The sequence below is a fragment of the Rosenbergiella collisarenosi genome, from assembly GCF_018494085.1.
Classification (GTDB): domain Bacteria; phylum Pseudomonadota; class Gammaproteobacteria; order Enterobacterales; family Enterobacteriaceae; genus Rosenbergiella; species Rosenbergiella collisarenosi.
Window position 1 is genome coordinate 226417 of the sequence record NZ_JABBFP010000002.1, and the last position, 15572, is coordinate 241988.

At 46.5% G+C, this 15572-nt stretch carries 30 protein-coding genes; 18 read left to right on the top strand and 12 right to left on the bottom strand.

Annotated elements, in window-relative coordinates:
• Positions 1-88: 88 nt before the first annotated feature.
• The 10 genes from HGT70_RS16710 to HGT70_RS03865 all read right to left on the bottom strand — a co-directional run bounded on the left by HGT70_RS16710 (position 89) and on the right by HGT70_RS03865 (position 4933).
• A complete protein-coding gene (locus tag HGT70_RS16710; RefSeq protein WP_280527724.1) occupies positions 89-214 on the bottom strand; it encodes a hypothetical protein in 126 nt (41 codons plus the stop codon).
• A gap of 19 nt (positions 215-233) precedes the next feature.
• Positions 234-1268: a coiled-coil domain-containing protein gene (locus HGT70_RS03825; protein WP_214194929.1), complete on the bottom strand. Its 1035-nt coding sequence runs from the start codon at positions 1266-1268 to the stop codon at positions 234-236.
• An 85-nt stretch (positions 1269-1353) separates the two neighbouring features.
• Entirely contained in the window at positions 1354-1506 is a 153-nt protein-coding gene (locus HGT70_RS03830) for a DUF3927 family protein (protein WP_214194930.1), read from the bottom strand.
• A complete protein-coding gene (locus HGT70_RS03835; protein ID WP_214194931.1) occupies positions 1506-1931 on the bottom strand; it encodes a tellurite resistance TerB family protein in 426 nt (141 codons plus the stop codon). Before HGT70_RS03835 ends, HGT70_RS03830 begins: the two co-directional genes overlap by 1 nt.
• Positions 1932-2101: 170 nt before the next feature.
• The gene (locus HGT70_RS03840) at positions 2102-2293 is read right to left on the bottom strand and encodes a hypothetical protein (protein WP_214194932.1); all 192 of its coding nucleotides are present in this window, start codon (positions 2291-2293) and stop codon (positions 2102-2104) included.
• Between the two features lie 50 nt (positions 2294-2343).
• Positions 2344-2700 carry a DUF551 domain-containing protein gene (locus HGT70_RS03845; protein WP_214194933.1) on the bottom strand — a complete coding sequence of 119 codons (357 nt, stop codon included), beginning with the start codon at positions 2698-2700 and terminating at the stop codon, positions 2344-2346.
• 129 nt (positions 2701-2829) lie between these two features.
• Positions 2830-3087: a DUF7446 family protein gene (locus HGT70_RS03850; protein WP_214194934.1), complete on the bottom strand. Its 258-nt coding sequence runs from the start codon at positions 3085-3087 to the stop codon at positions 2830-2832.
• A gap of 104 nt (positions 3088-3191) precedes the next feature.
• On the bottom strand, positions 3192-3587 hold the full coding sequence (locus HGT70_RS03855; RefSeq protein WP_214194935.1) for a DUF2528 family protein: 396 nt from the start codon (positions 3585-3587) through the stop codon (positions 3192-3194).
• A 2-nt stretch (positions 3588-3589) separates the two neighbouring features.
• Positions 3590-3844: a transcriptional antitermination N peptide gene (locus HGT70_RS03860; RefSeq protein WP_214194936.1), complete on the bottom strand. Its 255-nt coding sequence runs from the start codon at positions 3842-3844 to the stop codon at positions 3590-3592.
• A gap of 393 nt (positions 3845-4237) precedes the next feature.
• A complete protein-coding gene (locus HGT70_RS03865; RefSeq protein ID WP_214194937.1) occupies positions 4238-4933 on the bottom strand; it encodes an XRE family transcriptional regulator in 696 nt (231 codons plus the stop codon).
• A gap of 106 nt (positions 4934-5039) precedes the next feature.
• On the opposite strand from HGT70_RS03865, the gene HGT70_RS03870 reads away from it, so the two are divergent.
• From HGT70_RS03870 to HGT70_RS03895, 6 genes are all read left to right on the top strand, one after another.
• The gene (locus tag HGT70_RS03870) at positions 5040-5267 is read left to right on the top strand and encodes a transcriptional regulator (RefSeq protein WP_214194938.1); all 228 of its coding nucleotides are present in this window, start codon (positions 5040-5042) and stop codon (positions 5265-5267) included.
• Between the two features lie 115 nt (positions 5268-5382).
• A complete protein-coding gene (locus tag HGT70_RS03875) occupies positions 5383-5718 on the top strand; it encodes a hypothetical protein (protein ID WP_214194939.1) in 336 nt (111 codons plus the stop codon).
• Between the two features lie 34 nt (positions 5719-5752).
• The gene (locus tag HGT70_RS03880) at positions 5753-5908 is read left to right on the top strand and encodes a hypothetical protein (protein ID WP_198363405.1); all 156 of its coding nucleotides are present in this window, start codon (positions 5753-5755) and stop codon (positions 5906-5908) included.
• Positions 5905-6762 carry a DNA replication protein gene (locus tag HGT70_RS03885; RefSeq protein WP_214194940.1) on the top strand — a complete coding sequence of 286 codons (858 nt, stop codon included), beginning with the start codon at positions 5905-5907 and terminating at the stop codon, positions 6760-6762. Before HGT70_RS03880 ends, HGT70_RS03885 begins: the two co-directional genes overlap by 4 nt.
• Entirely contained in the window at positions 6759-8192 is a 1434-nt protein-coding gene (locus HGT70_RS03890) for a DnaB-like helicase C-terminal domain-containing protein (RefSeq protein WP_425328677.1), read from the top strand. Before HGT70_RS03885 ends, HGT70_RS03890 begins: the two co-directional genes overlap by 4 nt.
• A gap of 21 nt (positions 8193-8213) precedes the next feature.
• Positions 8214-8483: a DUF7301 family protein gene (locus tag HGT70_RS03895; RefSeq protein WP_214194941.1), complete on the top strand. Its 270-nt coding sequence runs from the start codon at positions 8214-8216 to the stop codon at positions 8481-8483.
• A gap of 144 nt (positions 8484-8627) precedes the next feature.
• Here HGT70_RS03895 and HGT70_RS03900 read toward each other — a convergent pair whose 3' ends face one another.
• Complete coding sequence (locus HGT70_RS03900) at positions 8628-9143, bottom strand: DUF4145 domain-containing protein (protein ID WP_342355565.1); 516 nt, start codon at positions 9141-9143, stop codon at positions 8628-8630.
• A 133-nt stretch (positions 9144-9276) separates the two neighbouring features.
• On the opposite strand from HGT70_RS03900, the gene HGT70_RS03905 reads away from it, so the two are divergent.
• From HGT70_RS03905 to HGT70_RS03925, 5 genes are read left to right on the top strand one after another with little or no spacing between them, the layout of a single operon-like run.
• Positions 9277-9459, top strand: coding sequence for a hypothetical protein (locus tag HGT70_RS03905; protein ID WP_244968817.1), 183 nt, complete (start codon positions 9277-9279; stop codon positions 9457-9459).
• A 3-nt stretch (positions 9460-9462) separates the two neighbouring features.
• Positions 9463-9912 carry a DUF1367 family protein gene (locus tag HGT70_RS03910; RefSeq protein WP_214194944.1) on the top strand — a complete coding sequence of 150 codons (450 nt, stop codon included), beginning with the start codon at positions 9463-9465 and terminating at the stop codon, positions 9910-9912.
• Between the two features lie 10 nt (positions 9913-9922).
• Positions 9923-10108 (top strand): phage NinH family protein, encoded by a 186-nt coding sequence (locus HGT70_RS03915; RefSeq protein ID WP_214194945.1) that lies wholly within the window; start codon positions 9923-9925, stop codon positions 10106-10108.
• A complete protein-coding gene (locus HGT70_RS03920; RefSeq protein WP_244968818.1) occupies positions 10101-11234 on the top strand; it encodes a DNA cytosine methyltransferase in 1134 nt (377 codons plus the stop codon). The genes HGT70_RS03915 and HGT70_RS03920 overlap by 8 nt, the downstream gene beginning before the upstream one ends.
• A complete protein-coding gene (locus HGT70_RS03925) occupies positions 11197-11820 on the top strand; it encodes a recombination protein NinG (protein ID WP_214194946.1) in 624 nt (207 codons plus the stop codon). The genes HGT70_RS03920 and HGT70_RS03925 overlap by 38 nt, the downstream gene beginning before the upstream one ends.
• Before the next feature lies 1 nt (position 11821).
• On the opposite strand, the gene HGT70_RS03930 is transcribed toward HGT70_RS03925, so the two are convergent.
• Positions 11822-11995, bottom strand: coding sequence for a hypothetical protein (locus HGT70_RS03930; protein WP_214194947.1), 174 nt, complete (start codon positions 11993-11995; stop codon positions 11822-11824).
• Positions 11996-12077: 82 nt separating this feature from the next.
• Between HGT70_RS03930 and HGT70_RS03935 the strand changes: the two genes are divergently transcribed.
• The 7 genes from HGT70_RS03935 (at position 12078) to HGT70_RS03960 (ending at position 15523) form a co-directional block, all read left to right on the top strand.
• On the top strand, positions 12078-12701 hold the full coding sequence (locus HGT70_RS03935; protein WP_214194948.1) for a hypothetical protein: 624 nt from the start codon (positions 12078-12080) through the stop codon (positions 12699-12701).
• A gap of 247 nt (positions 12702-12948) precedes the next feature.
• Positions 12949-13302: a phage holin family protein gene (locus tag HGT70_RS03940; RefSeq protein WP_214194949.1), complete on the top strand. Its 354-nt coding sequence runs from the start codon at positions 12949-12951 to the stop codon at positions 13300-13302.
• Positions 13299-13745: a lysozyme gene (locus HGT70_RS03945; RefSeq protein WP_214194950.1), complete on the top strand. Its 447-nt coding sequence runs from the start codon at positions 13299-13301 to the stop codon at positions 13743-13745. The genes HGT70_RS03940 and HGT70_RS03945 overlap by 4 nt, the downstream gene beginning before the upstream one ends.
• Positions 13746-13779: 34 nt before the next feature.
• The gene (locus tag HGT70_RS03950) at positions 13780-14184 is read left to right on the top strand and encodes an Rz lytic protein (RefSeq protein WP_214194951.1); all 405 of its coding nucleotides are present in this window, start codon (positions 13780-13782) and stop codon (positions 14182-14184) included.
• Positions 14078-14311, top strand: a complete 234-nt coding sequence (lysC, locus tag HGT70_RS16830; protein WP_425328678.1) for an Rz1-like lysis system protein LysC — start codon at positions 14078-14080, stop codon at positions 14309-14311. Before HGT70_RS03950 ends, lysC begins: the two co-directional genes overlap by 107 nt.
• Complete coding sequence (locus HGT70_RS03955) at positions 14308-14568, top strand: hypothetical protein (protein ID WP_214194952.1); 261 nt, start codon at positions 14308-14310, stop codon at positions 14566-14568. Before lysC ends, HGT70_RS03955 begins: the two co-directional genes overlap by 4 nt.
• Positions 14569-14848: 280 nt before the next feature.
• Positions 14849-15523: a phage antirepressor KilAC domain-containing protein gene (locus HGT70_RS03960; RefSeq protein ID WP_214194953.1), complete on the top strand. Its 675-nt coding sequence runs from the start codon at positions 14849-14851 to the stop codon at positions 15521-15523.
• The last annotated feature ends 49 nt before the right edge of the window (positions 15524-15572 follow it).

The window sequence follows — 15572 nt, forward strand, 5'->3', positions numbered from 1 at the left end:
ATTAACGCGCAACCAGACAGTGAACGCGGATAAACTCGGAACTCACCACTGCGAAAAATTGTTATCTTTTGACGTTCTAGTGAAATTCTCATGCATAAGCCTCCGGTCTGGCCGCATCGTTAACGAACTGCTGAATGCGGTCTAATTGAGTGGTGTAGAAAGATTTGAATAGGGTGGTAGCAGCGCCAATGACGCCGCCGATGAACGTTTTCATTGGCGATACTCCGATGTGATTAGTAGGTGATTGATACTGATGAAACATGACCTTTAGCGATTGCTCTGATACAGGCTTGTGCACATTCTTCTGTGAGGCCGGCATTGATAAGGTCGGCGACTGCTGCTGCATTAATCTGGCGCTTATGCTCATGATTTGCCGCGCGCGCTTCGGCTTCATCCTTAATACGCTTCTCTTCCGCTAAGCGTCTTTGCTCAGCCTCTTGAGCCTTACGGCGCTCTGCTTCGATAGCTTCCTGCTTCTCACGCTCGGCCTTTTCTTTGGCTTCACGGGCTAGTCGTTCGCTGCGTTCTTGCTGCTCTTTGGCTTCACGCTCAGCGCGCTCTTTAGCTTCTTTAGCCTGACGCTCTGCACGTTCTTTCTCAGCGATGCGGTCACGCTCAGCTTGATCAGCCTTAGCCTTTAGTTCAGCTTCGCGGCGGGCTGACTCTTCACGCTCACGCTGTGCCTTTTCTTCTGCCTCACGCTTAGCACGCTCTTCTGCTTCGCGGGAGATACGCTGTTCATTCTCAATACGTTGCTGCTCAGCGATGCGGGCTGCTTCTGCTCGGTCACGGTCAATTTTCTCGTTCATGAGTAGGGCGATTTCGTGGTCTGACTCGATGCGCTCAGCCAGTGCCTTATCAAAAGCTGCATTCATTTCCAAAGCTTCGGCATGGTCGGCATTTAACTTCTCAATTTCTGCCAGCCGGTCTTGTTCATCCTGCCAATCGGAACGTATTTTAAGCACTTCATCCCGCATACCGTCACATTCATCGACAAAGCGTTTAAGCTCTTTCTCTGCTGGCCTTACCGCTTCCTTGAGGTGCTTTAGATAAGCTCGACCCGGTTTTTCGATTGCTGTCTTACTGCGACTGATTGCTTGAGCTAGTGAGCCAATACGGTCACGGCCTTTCTTGGTGGTAACGTCTGGAACCTCTTTTGCCATCTCACGAATAGTTGCCAGATAAGCATCAAGGCCATTTTCAACGTACAGTGCCGGAGCCTGCTCAGGTTTAATCTCCAGCACTGCCAAATCTGTAGTTTCTGTCATGTCACTCTCCTGAATGTTTGTCATATAACCGCCCACTCATTGAATAGGCGCTGATATGAGGAAATAAAAAACCCACCGAAGTGGGCTATAAGTTCTTTTTGATGACTGGCAGCAGAATGGCTATGACCCCAGCAACAAGTACGCCATCGGCTAGGATGGACATCATCTTGCTAGTGAAATCTACAGCTACAACCAGAAATAACAGGACGGCAGCTAGTGCCCATCGCAATTTAAGCATTACAGGTATTGGTCGAGTGGAAGTTGTAGCGCCTGAGCAATCTTCTTCAGTGCCACTTCTTCTTCTGGTGAAATGCCATCATTGTCAGCAATATCTAAGCAAAGGCAGAGGACATCTACCGCATCGCTTGTTCCTGCTACATCAGCAAGTTCACGAAGCGCTTGAGCATTTGCAGAACGAGGTGATGCTTCGTAACGAGCGCGGATATTGCTACTCATTTGGGCAATCTCTCCAGCGAAAGGAGCGAAAGCAGGGAGGGCGGAGATGGTCTTCTCGAGTACAGCGATTTCTTTCGAGTCGCAGTTACCATCTGCATAGGCGATAGAGTAAGCGCCCCACACGGTGGCCTCTACTGCGTCACGATTCTCCATCTTCTTAACTTCAACGACAGCTTTACGGGTTTTCTTCTTTAGTAATCCAAACATAGTTTTATCTCTCTTTAGGTTAGTAACTCAGGGAAGCCAGTAGAATTAACAGGCTTTCATTAGTCACCGCGCATAAAAAAGCCCTTCGATTGAAGGGCGAAGACTTCTCAAATTTAATCAGAACAGGTTATCCTCATATCCTGTTCATAGGGCAGTATTACCCACATAGCTCACTTACATATTTTAAACTTCGCAACCATTCCGCAATCACTATTAACCACTGATAAATTTTGAAGTTCCCAAGGCTCAGAAGTATCTCCGTCCTCACCAACAACAGTCTTGAAACCAGTTGATGCTGTATAGATTTTACCTTCGACAAATGCAGAGTTAACTGCTGATTTAACACACATTAGACTAGCCATGATGATCCTCCTGTTATTGGCGTATATTAACTTAAATGAGCTATAGGGGGTTACTCAGTAGGGTGTGGCGGCAATGGAATCCAGTAAATGGCCTGATTCATATTTATCCCCGTTCCATCGTGAGTATCCAGATATTGAACGTTTACAAAACCTGCAATGTGATCCCCATGCTTATTGATTATCACTACATCGATTTCATCATCAGGCATCCGATCACTACATTTAACCCACTTCGATTCCAATTCAACGGTAGGAACAGTGACCCCAAATAATTCAGCAAGCGCCTTGTAATTAAGTTCCGCATGATATCGACCCTTGCACTTAACAAGCTTCTCCGCAGCTCTTGCAATGTCTGCGTTTTTCGATGCCTGGGAAAAATGCTCTTTGATTGACTGCTCTAAAATCATCACCAACCCCCGTTAAAATAACTAATCACGCCCCAAGCAAGCATACCGATAACCGTTGACCAGAACGCCACAAGTGCCGCCATCAAAATCATGTAAACCTTTTGGTTGTACGTCATTGCATCGTCCCCGTTAGCGTATCTGGTGGGCTTTTGCTATGAAGTCATCCGATAACGAATCAACAATCTCATGGGATAGAACTACATACTTGCCGTCTTGCATTCTGTATGCATAGCGAGTCTTTTTAATCAGAAGGTGTTCAGCTACGGACTTAACAGCCTGTTCAGTTACATCTTCTTTTTTACCAACCCACATTCCTTTTTCAGTATTTAACGTTCCCTGAAAAATCTGGCCGGTGAGTGGGCTTGCACCCATAGTTTTAATCTTCATGATTTACTCCCATAAAAAAAGCCGCTCTAGGCGACTTGTATCTATTCAATAAGCTATTCACTTTCTGTATTAACCCTTGTCTGGTAAGGGTAGGTTGTGAGTAGCTAGTTATTCACTGTCTTAGTAAAATCAGTAACCGTAGAAATCGTTATGTCGTCAGAATCGAACAATCCGTAAGTATCAATTCCAACTATTTTAATTCCGTGACTGCCGTTCATCGGAGGCCATCCCTCTACGCCGTAACCCTTATCCCAATCAAATGTCCGAATCAGGCCATCAATGCTAAGTCCTTGCTCGTAAGCCATGGGTATACAAACTTTAGCTAGCATCGTCAGCACAGCGTTCTTGTCGCAACCATGATTGCGCTTTCGGTAGTCTGCATCGCTCCAAAAATTATTAATTTCTGCAAACCCGTTATCGTCGATTTTATCGCTATCTATCTCGACTATTAACTCTGCTTTCCAGTCATAGTCGATTTTATATTTATTCACGTTACCCATACTTACCTCGCACTAACTGAAACTGATTTACGATGACCTGCGAAAAATATTCCGACTTCTGGCAGGCATTGGGAGCCTGGCTCACTGCTTCTATCTCTTAGCGTCAGAGTGCCGTTAAGAGCTTTACTGACTCGACCTGAGCAACCAGTCATAATCGACTCAATGCGTTGCTCTAATCGGCTCTCAGTGGCTAATTGTTCACGCTCTAACTTGCGGCGCTCAATACGGCGCTGCTTACAGCGTTTCTTTGCGTTCATGATTACCTCCGTAATTGGCTTTGGTGATAGTGGCCAGTCCTATTTCAATCCTGACGCTCTCGATAAGCTTCTCAGTCCAGCGGCTTTACCCGTTCCTTAGCTCCACTTATTCACTATCCCAGAGCCAACTACACTCTGGTGTACACCTCTCGGCATACCAACCTTATTTTTAAAGAAGCAGCCTGACTCTTGTCTGGCGCGGTAGGTAATCCGTTTACCGCATCGATGTTTCGTTTCGATGTGCTTATTTAAAACTATGGTTGTCATTATGTCAACAACAAAGGTTGTTTATTTCAGTTGTTTTTATGCGGTTAGGTTTTATTTGGTTGTTTTTGAATGGATTTGGGGCGAAAAAAAATCCGCACAGTGGCGGACTTTTGTGATTTAGAGCATTTAAAGTATGACTGAGTACCAGAATACCCGGCCTATAACCTCTATTTCTTGGCTGGGTACTTCTTGGTCAACGAACTCATCCTTGTTGAAACTACGTACGCTTATTTGATTATTAGGCATTTTGTAGAGCTGCTTAATTCTCTTCAGCCCACCATGATTGATAGCGTAAAGCTTCCCGTCGATGACTTTTTTATTATTGGTGTCTACTGCTACTGTCGTTCCGTCTGGTATAACTGGCTCCATGCTGTTCCCCGTGGCAGGGAAGCAGAGAACTCCAGAACCATCAGTATTTGCCCCGACTCTTCGCAATGTGGATTTAGAGAATCTGAGCATAAATCCATTGTGATCGTCAGAGCCGTAAGTGCCGTCGCCACAAGCAAACTCTATATCTTTTAGAAAATGCACCTCAACCTCATCATCATCAAGAGGTGTGTTTTTATCCCAAGGTGAAACCTTACCCCATTTACTCTCATCAGGGATCGACTCGCCACCCTTATCCTCTCCGGTAGCAAGCCAAATTGATGGGACGCCAAGGGCAGCAGCAATCTGGCTAGTATAGGAGGATGAGGTAGCTATGCCTTTCTCAAGCTTCTGAATAGCAGCCTGTGATACGCCAACCATCTCGCCCAAAGCCTTTTGAGATAATCCTTTATTTTTCCGCGACTCGCGCAGACGTTCAGCAAAAGTAGTTTTCATATTATGAACCTACAACGTAGGTTGTTTAAATTCAAACGAATATAGTTGTTGCAAATAAAACAACTAAAGTTTTATAATGACAACCATATTCACAATGGAGGTTGTTATGAACATCGTAATTAAAACCGCCATTGACCATGTAGGCTCCCAGAAAAAACTAGGTGATGCCTGTGGGGTTACTCAACAAGCGGTAGGTAAGTGGTTGAACGGAAAAACAAAGGTTTCTCCTGACAAGGTTCCTTTGATTGTCAAAGCCACTAAAGGTCTGGTTAAAAGTTACGAGCTTCGCCCAGACATGCCTCACTTGTTCAGAAAGCCACGGTCAGCGGCATAAGTAATTAGTAGTTTCGCTCTTTAATAATCTGCGCCCCTGCCGAAATGTGGGGAACCAATTCTAAGCATTCAGCTATTAGCTGATCGCTCAACTAAACACACAAGGATATTACCCAATGGAACTAGCAAAAACACGCAACATGAATATCGATTTTATCAGTCGCCACCTGTTATCAGCAGCCCACCAGGCTCTCGTTAAGACCAAGCAAACAGTCATAGCAAAGATATTAGGTGTTGCCGATTCAACGGTTCTACGCAGAGCTGAGAAATATCCCGAGATGATGGAGCAGTTAGCTGCCTCAGGTGTTGAGGATTTCGTTATGAAGGGAGAAAAGAAGTTACCACTCGACCAGTATCGCTGGTTACTAACAGTGGCAATGGAATACTCGAAAATTCAGCTAGAGATTACCGGAAATGAAAACGCCCCGAGTGCTGGAACACTAGAGGCGTAAGTGCGAATAACTGGAAGAATTCACAGGAGTAATTATGACAAAAAAGCGTAGTAATTTCCAGCAAAAAGAGGAGCGTTACCAACCTGATCGCCCTGTAGGGCTGGTTGATGTAGCCGCCAACAATCGTGCATTTGCCGCACGGTTAATCGGAGAGTTTCGACTAGCTAAAGCAGGGGTAAGCAGAAAATGAGTAACGTAGCGTATGCAAACTTTACGGCTCGCAAGAGTCATAACGATAGACCGAATTCAGTCGGTAAGGGGTTCGCCTTGCTGCACAGAAAGATTATGGAGACGCCGTTCTACAAGGATGCCGAAGCCTCACACTTATGGGTTCACCTGCTACTCAGAGCTAACTATGAACCAGTAGTCATCCAAACGGATTATGGCGATGTGATGTGCCAGCGCGGTGAGTTCCTGACAGGTAGAAATACTCTGGCAGAGGAAACGGGATTGACTTCTGACCGAGTTAAATCGCTACTCAGAAAGTTTAAAAATCTCGGTATGATTTCGACTAAATCAACCAACAGATTCACGGTAATTCAGGTCGTAAAATACGACGAATATCAGCAATTTTCGTGTCCAGCAGATGTCCAGCAGATGTCCAAGCGAGAGCCAGTAACACCAACGCCTAGCGGTGATGTGTGTCCAGCAGATGTCCAGCGTTTGTCCACAGATAAAGAATATACTAATAAATCTAATACTAACGTATTAGATATGTCATCTGGTGATGACCAATCGTCTTGCAAGAAAACGAAATCAAAACCTATTCCATACCAAGCAATCTTAAACGCCTACAACGAAACGGTCGGTGACAGACTACCCAACGCTGAGAAGCTAAACTCGAAAAGACGAACCGCCATCAAACGGATGCTTCTGAGCGACCTGAATAAACCAACGCTCGAAGCTGCTACGGCATACTTCCAGCGATTCATGGAGACTGCCGGACGTTTTTACTTTGGTGACAATAATCGCGGCTGGAAAGCCTCGTTTGATTACCTACTGCAACCAGACACGATAACTAAAACTCGGGAGGGTAGCCTGTGAGTGATGGAATGATGTTACCTCCGCATAACACGCAAGCGGAACAAGCGGTAATCGGTGGGTTAATGCTGGACGGCGGCGAGGAACGGACGCAGAAGGTCTTGACGCTAATCAAGCCAGAGAGTTTTTACAACAAGATGCACGGCCAGTTATTCGAAGCCATCCGCGACCTGTTAAAACGCAATCAACCGGTTGACATGCTGACTGTATCCGAGGAAATGGAGAAGCGCGGTTCACTCGAAGCGGCGGGGGGATTTGCTTACCTTGCGGAACTCTGCAAAAACACGCCGTCCGCAGCCAACCTAACGCAGTACGCCTCAATCGTCCGTGACCATGCTATGGAACGCTACGGCATCCAGAAACTCGCCGCGGCAACCGAAATCCTTTACACCAAGTCAACGCTATCCGCTGCCGAGAAGCTAGAGGCAGTTTCAGCCATGACTAACCAGATTAGCGACTACGCCAAGACGGGAAGCCGCCGCGGGCTACGCAGTTTCGCTGATGTGATGGACGGATGGATGATTGACCTTGAAAAGCGCCTAGACCCTAATCAAGCCTCCCGCGGATTAACCACTGGCATTCCATCACTGGATAGCATGCTGGCTCCTAAAGGGCTTGTGAAAGGTTCGTTATTCGTCATCGGCGCTCGGCCTAAAATGGGTAAGACCACGCTCTACGGCCAGATGGCAATCAACTGTGCGATAAACGAGAGTAAGCCAGCCCTGATGTTCAGCCTTGAAATGCCATCCGACCAAATCCTTGAGAAGCTGGTAGGGCAGAAGTCCGGCGTTAACCCGAATATTTTCTACATGCGAACCGATGAAGACATGCAGAAATATCAGGGTGACTACGACGATGACTTCAACAAGTCACTGATGGTCGCTACCCGTATGCGTGAACTCGATATGTTCTACATCGACGATACTCCTGGATTATCACTGGCCCACATCGTTGCAGAGGCGCGCCGCGTTAAACGTGATAAGGGTTGTGTCGGAATGATTCTTGTCGATTACCTAACGCTGATGACCGCAGAGAAAGCAGATCGTAACGACCTAGCATACGGGATGATTACCAAAGGCCTGAAGAACCTAGCCAAAGAGCTTGATTGCGTTGTAGTCCTACTTACTCAGCTTAACCGTGAACTGGAAAAGCGAGTTAACAAGCGGCCACTGCCAAGCGACTCCCGCGACACTGGACAGATTGAACAGGACTGTGACTACTGGGTCGGCATCCACCGTGAAGGCGCATTTGATGAAAATGTCCCATCTGGCGAAACGGAGTTAATCCTGCGACTGAACCGACACGGCGAAACCGGTACGGTATTTTGCTTGCAGAAGAACGGAGCAATCTACGACATGGACCAGCACGCCGCCCGACAGAATAGAGACTCTAGGCAGCAGCCATCACGGCGCCAGAAAGAGTCGGCATTCTAGCTAACGTATCAAGGATTAATTATGAAAAAACTCAGCACCACACAAGACCTTGTATTCCACGATATGAACCAAGGCAGTAGCATCTTCAAACGCTATTGGAAATCATCATCACTACCGGCGCGAGAGCGATACAGAAATAGACCGAAAATAATCTTTCGAAGAGATAAGGTGCTTTCGAGACTTCTTCGCATAGAAATGATGGCTTCCGTGAAGAAAATTCAGGATTGCTCAGATGAATTGAAATATGTGATAGAGGCATTTGAGCCACTAAGCCTCGAATCGGGCAGCTAACCCCCACACCGCTTAAAGCGGTTTTTTTATGTCAGTAGGAGAGGGATATGCTAGGCGAATGGATAAAGCATCAAATCTAGGAGCAGGAGCGTCGTGAAGGGGTCGCAGAAATATGGAATTGCCAATAACCCCTACGAACTAATACTAAACAGCAGCAGGCTTTTCCTGTTTGGCCTTAACCATTTCAGGCAGAGTGAATGAATAAATCAGGAATACCTCTGTAAATCCAATCATCTCTTCTGCTTCTTGTGCAGTAAACTCCTCATCTGAATGAACGGCACTATTTGAGTCGAATCTCACAATGTGAGCCCATTCCCTCATTTGTTCAGTAATTTTACCTTGAGCGTGGAGCATAGAGATCCGTTTCGAAAGCTGCTCTTTGCCTGATTCATCCCCTAGGATAATTTTTGTAGATATGTCTATCACTTTACGGCATAGCATTACCGAAGTTTCATAATTGCTCCGCTTAAGATTGTCTTTCGCTTCGACAAAGAATTTTGCAGCCCTATCAGGGCAGCTTTCTGGGGCTGAGTTTATTTCTGGCTTTGGGAAGTAATCAATTAACCCGATTCGATTACTGCCCGGTATGGATTCATCGCTGCCACTCTTCACGTAATCCATAGGAGATAATCTAACACCACAGATAACGTTTGCTGACACGGGGTTTCCACAACTCCGACACAAGAAACTTACGCAATATTCGCTCTCGGATTTAGCTACTTGTCCAAAAGCAGTTAACACAGCCTTTTCTCTCAGGCAGTGAGGGCAGGTTATATCTAAAGTGAGGATACCCATGAACATTTCCCATTTATCAAATGAAATTACGAATTGCCTTTTATCGGCAGACCGGCCAGAAGTTAAGCTCATGCAAATTTACCAGTCTTCATCTGAAGATCAACGATTAGTATTTTTAGCGGCGATTGTTGGTAAGGTTATTGAACAAGACAGGATAATTAAACATCGAAAAGGAGGATAACCATTGCAATTCGAACTGGTGAAACATCCGGGCGGCGTATTTGCATTAGCGGACGATATAGACCTTCCTCGCATCAATCGATTCAAAACAGGCCTGACTTACACGGCTGAAATTAAGTTATCCCGTCACCCGATATTTCATCAAAAGATGTTCGTATTCTTTAAGTTCTGTTTCAGCTACTGGGCGGCTGAACGCTTAGGGCTTGATTGCATGGACGAGAAAAGCCAGTTCGATAGGTTCAGGAAAGACCTAACTATTCTCGCTGGCTTTTATGAGCAAACGATGAGATTGGACGGGACTATCAGAACAGAAGCCAAAAGCTTGTCTTTTGCGAGCATGGAGCAGGAAGAGTTCGAGAGCTGCTACAGCGCCATGATTAACGCCGCCATTAAACACGTCTTTGCTAACACCAAAGACCAATCAATTCTCAACAGGCTACAAGCCTTTTTTTGAGGTATGCCAAATGGAACAAATCACATCAATACCCGTAATGCTTAATCAGAACAAGCACAACTATTCCGAGGTCGCTAGGCAGCTACACGTTCACCGCTACACAGTAAGGCGATTAGAGGATGACAAAGACTGCAAGCATCACATCGTGGTGCGTGGTCGGTTGATGACTGAAACGAGGTGCTCAGGTAATGGCTAAGACGGTAACTCAAGTCGCTATGGATGGCGCGATATTCAAGCGAACCGGAGCCTACAAGAAGCAAATTATCCCCCTCGAATCGCAAGTGAAAACCTTTCAGTACACCGACCACTTAAAGCAAGTCAAAGAGCTAATCAAACAAGGACACATCGCTGACGGCGTAGTCGATGAAAGGAGTATCACAGATGTTAAACCAGAAGACCTCGCAGGATTCACACAATGTCACTTCTTCGCTGGCATCGGTGGCTGGTCATACGCACTGCGCCTTGCAGGAATACCAGACAATTTCCCGTGCTGGACAGGAAGCCCACCTTGCCAGCCATTTAGCACAGCCGGTAAGCAACTCGGACAGCTTGATGATAGACATCTCGCGCCAACCTTTATGCGCCTCGTTGATGAGTGCAAGCCTGCAATCCTCTTTGGCGAGCAAGTTGCGGCAGCGATTGGAAAGCACTGGCTCGACGATTTATTCAATGAGCTGGAAAAACAAGGTTACGCCTGCGGGGCGGCAGTATTGCCAGCGTGCAGCATCGGCGCCCCGCATAAAAGAGACAGATTATTCTTCGGGTCAAAGTTGGTGGTACACGCCGACAACAAATACCAACATGCAGCCCGCAACCAAGAGGGGATTGCAGACTTTGACAGGTCAAGCCTGTCACCTAACCTACTGGCCGACACCAACGACAATAGACAACCCACAGGTTCGAGGAGAAGGGAAAGCACAAGGAACGAATCGCGGAACGACACTGGGAGGGGCAGTTCGTCTGGTAGAAAAACCAATCAGAATCCTTGCAATAACTGGTCAGACCCTGATTGGCTCAGCGGCAGGGATGGCTATTTTAGGCCAGTTGAACCCGGCACATTCCCGCTGGCTAATGGGATTCCCGCCAGAGTGGGACGATTGCGCGGTTACGGCAATGCCATAGTTCCACAGGTAGCTGCTGAATTTATAGGTGCCTTCATGGATTCAACTCCATGCGCTGAATGCAACCTCTGCGGCTTTCCTTCAGAAGATGACAGGTGGTGTGAAGCTTGCGAAGCGATATATCAGGCTAAGGACCCGAACTATTACGATTTAGGAGGGAGTGATGCGCAAGCCAAGACGCCGATGCAAGATATGCCGTGAGTGGTTTAATCCCCGATTCCCTAACGAATGGTGGTGCAGTCCAGAACACGGCGCAGAGTACGGATTGCTCCTCAGGGAGAAGGAGAAAATCAAAAAAGAGCAGCAACGCAAGAAAGAAGTCCAGCAAGAAAGACGTCACCTTCAGATAAGAAAGCTCGAACTCAAGCCAGATAGCCACTTCAAAAAGCAAGCACAGCAAGCCTTCAATACATTCATTAGAACCCGTGACCATGACCAGCCATGCATTAGCTGTGGTGAAACCAACCCGCCCGACTTACATGGCGGACAGTGGGATTGTGGTCACTTTAAGACGGTTGGCGGGTTCCCAGAATTACGGTTCGTAGAAAAAAACGCTTATCGGCAGTGCAAATCCTGTAATGCAGGCTCAGCTAAGTATGGTCAAAAGGCAGCAACCGTAAGCCAACAATACGAAGCCAATCTGGTGAGAAGGTTCGGGCAGGAATTGGTCGATTGGCTGAATGGTCCACACGACATGACACATTACAGGCGTGATGACTTTATTCGTATTCGGGACCACTACAGGCAGAAAACCAGAGAGCTAATTAAGCAGAGGGAGGGAGTATGAGTCAGATTATTTCATGTTTGTCTGGAGCTGTAGTTGCTGTGTCGGTATCAAGCATTTTTTGCTCGGATGCAGGATATGCAATATCTCTTGCATCAGGATTCTGGGCTTCAACGATTCTATCTATTATTTCAGAAAGGATGATGAAATGACCTGGATAACCAAGCTCCTTAACCACTTCTCACCCATAACCCCAACAGTCCAGTACAAAACCCCACAGAGTTATCCAGCCCAACCTGGCAATAAGCGGAGGAAGAAGAATGCGCATTGAACACGATTACCGGTTAGTGGTGAAAATATCAGGTGTACGATCCTCGGCTGATATGAGGCGTTTATTCGGCAACGGCTGGAAGACTATCAATGAGTCACAGCGAGCATGGATTCGTCATCTACTGAAGCTATGGGGGCAGCACCTCGGCAACGAAGAATATGACAAGGGAGAAATAAACATCCTTGGTCGTCTAATGATGCGTTGTGAGTGGAGTGAACAGAAGGGCAAACAAATCGAAAAGGTCGTGTCTCAGCTTTATTGTGAGGGCTACCGAGGGGAAGAGTTAATGCGCAAGGCCCGTGACTTAGTGGTGCCGCAATCTTCAGCAGCCAACATCATCGCTCTCGCCAAAGAATCTGATGATGCTGACTTTATGGAACGCGTAATTACTAAAACATTCGGCAGGGATAACCCGATCCGCTCAGTAGCAAGATTAAGATACTGTAAGTGCAAAAGCTCGCAAGATATTCAGCGGTCCTTAGGTTATCTCACTGGCATAACTCCTAAAGAGGCGCGCAATAGAATGGAATGGGCAGAATCAATACTAGAAGGAGAAATGTTTTATGCCGCACAGCGTGAATTGAAGAAAGAAATTCTACAAAATGCAGCATAAAGCACGAATGGCTAAAGAGATCGGGCATTCGGTAGAGTATATTTGATATACGCTCTGGGAGTAAAAGCGAACTGAGCAAACCAATATTAGACCTCGCCTCGGCGGGGTTTTTTTATGCCCAAATTTCAAGGCTTCACTTCGGTGAGGCCTTTTTTATTTCACCGCAAGTCAATCCCATTATCCTATACAGATACTATCAAGTGACAGGCGGTGAATCCCTACTGTAAATCCCCGTTCGGGGGTAACTATGAAGAAACAGACTATGCAAGACAGACCTGATTGGTGGGCTGCATGGCTTTCATGGTTAGCGAATCATCGTAATGAAATCGGCTACTCAGTCTTAGCGGCTGTTATGTCAATCCTTGCTGGCGTTAGAAAGAAAAACGGCAATCCCAAGGATGTGATAACAGGGGCTTTGATGTGTGGGATTTTATGCTTCTTCGTTAAGCCTACATTGACAGCCCTTTTCGCTATCGTTCACTGGGATTTCTCCCCGGAACTGTGCTGGCCTATATCGGCAGCAATCGGTTATGCCGGGGTCGATTCTATATTCGCTTATGCCCGTCATCGCTTCGGGTTGGATGATGGAGACAAAAAATGAATATCAGTAATAACGGCATCGCGTTTATCAAAAACGAAGAAGGTGAGCGCCTAAGTGCTTATCAGGACTCTCGCGGAATTTGGACGATAGGCGTAGGCCACACAGGGTTGGTTAACCTAATCCCCATAGGAAAGGGGATGGCGATCACCAGTAAGCAATCCTCTGAGATACTGAAAAAAGACCTCTCTTGGGTAGAGTCTGCAATCACTGACAACGTGAAAGTAAAACTCAATCAGAATCAATACGACGCGCTTTGCTCCTTTGTATTCAACATCGGAGTGAATGCCTTCAAGAGTTCCACCATGCTTAAAGAGCTTAACGCAGGCCACTACAGTAAAGCCGCTGATTGTATGTTGATGTGGTCAAGAGCTGGGAGTAATCAAAACATCCTTGCCTCTAGACGCCAAAGAGAGCGGGGTCTATTCAATGCTGCGATTAATTAGCATTTTAAAAGGTAGCATCAGGTACGTCATTCCGGTGGCAATCATCCTGATGCTGTGGGGGCTGAATGTTAGTAATTCACAGCTTAAAGCGACCAACACACGGTTAGAACAGTTATCTGACAGTAAAGACGAGCAGATAAATAACCTCCGCGCCAAAAACGATAATCTGGCCGATGGCGTACAACAGCTTACCGAGGCGGTCACCAAGCAAAACGCTGTAATGGCTGATGTACTCGCTCAACGTGCCGACACCGCAGAACATAACAGAGAGTTACAGAATGAAATTAAACGCTATCTGGAAACTGATAAGTGCGCCTTGTCTCCTGTTAATAGTGTCGCTGTTAGCAAGTTGCGCGAAGCCGCAGAAGACAGTCGAGTATCAAGCGGTAAAGGTTCCGTGCCTGGCAATACCAGCAGACCTGACCAGCCCACTCACTAAGCCAAAGATAAGCGACTCATTCACCTATGGCGACAGTGTGGCTCTCAATGCTGAGTTATTCGGGTTACTGAATCAGGCCAATATCGACCGACAGATAATCAGAACAATTGAGGCGCAACGCCAATGAAAATCATCCAGTGGCTAATCAGCCTATTCACCAAAGAGAGTAAACCCATGACAGAGCCAGTAACTACCGAGCAGCCAGCAGAAGCCGTTCCTGCCGTAGCAACAACCCCATCTACCACAGATGTTTATTACCGTGCGGAAGATGTCGATAAGGCGTTTGCTGTTTACTTCACAGCTCTTGAGCATTTTGAGCTGGAAGAGGCGAAAAAAGTATTTGAGTTTGTGAAGGCTGAAATTCTAAAGCCAGCAACCAAGTAGCCAGAACAGAGGTCATTAACGTGGCCTCGATTGTGGTTATTAAAAAACAATAAAAAACTTAAAAAAATTGTTGACCGCCTATTTGTCGCAAATCTCTAACCTCCGAATCTAAGCCCGCCCGCAAAAGGTGGGCTTTTTTATTGGCGCATTCTCGTGCGTATTTAACTCCAAGAGTCCCTTTCGGGATAGAGCCTGAGATTAAGCAGCGGTTATCGCTGACCAACTCTTGGGCTGCTCCTATCTACGAGAACAGGCTCTATCACCAAAAGGTAAAAGCGATATGAACTATCCAGTGAACGACCAAGCGTTAACAATGACCAGCCGTGAAATTGCCGAGGTTACTGGCAAGCGTCACCCAGATGTCAAAAGAGACATTGAAGTGATGTTTGAACAGCTGCAAGAAGATGTGAGCAAATTTGCGAGTATCTATACAGACAGCATGAACCGTAGCCAAGCAGAGTACGTTCTCGATAAAGAGCATACCGAATGCTTGGTTACTGGTTACAGCGCAATGCTTCGCATGAAAGTCATTAAGCGCATGCATGAACTAGAAGAAAAGACTCGAGTCCCTCAAACGCTACCCGAAGCACTACGACTAGCTGCCGACCTAGCAGAACAGAAAGCAGAGCTAGAGAGTAAGTTAGCTATCGCTGGACCTAAGGCTGACTTTGTTGATCATTACGTCAATGCCACTGGCCTCATGGGGTTTCGTGAAGTAACAAAAATCCTGAAGGTGAAAGAAAATTATCTGCGCCTCTTTCTAATTGAGCATGGGGTCATGTATCGACTAGCAGGAAAGATGACACCTTACTCACAGCACATTGATGCAGGTCGCTTTGAGGTGAAAACGGGTGAGGCTGGCAACGGGCACGCGTTCTCTCAAGCTAAATTCACTCCGAAAGGTGTTGAGTGGCTAGCAGGACTACTTGCGAGAGAAAATATCAAGGCTGCGTAAAAGGTGTAATTTTTACACCATTAACCCGAGAGCCACTTTCACAACGGCT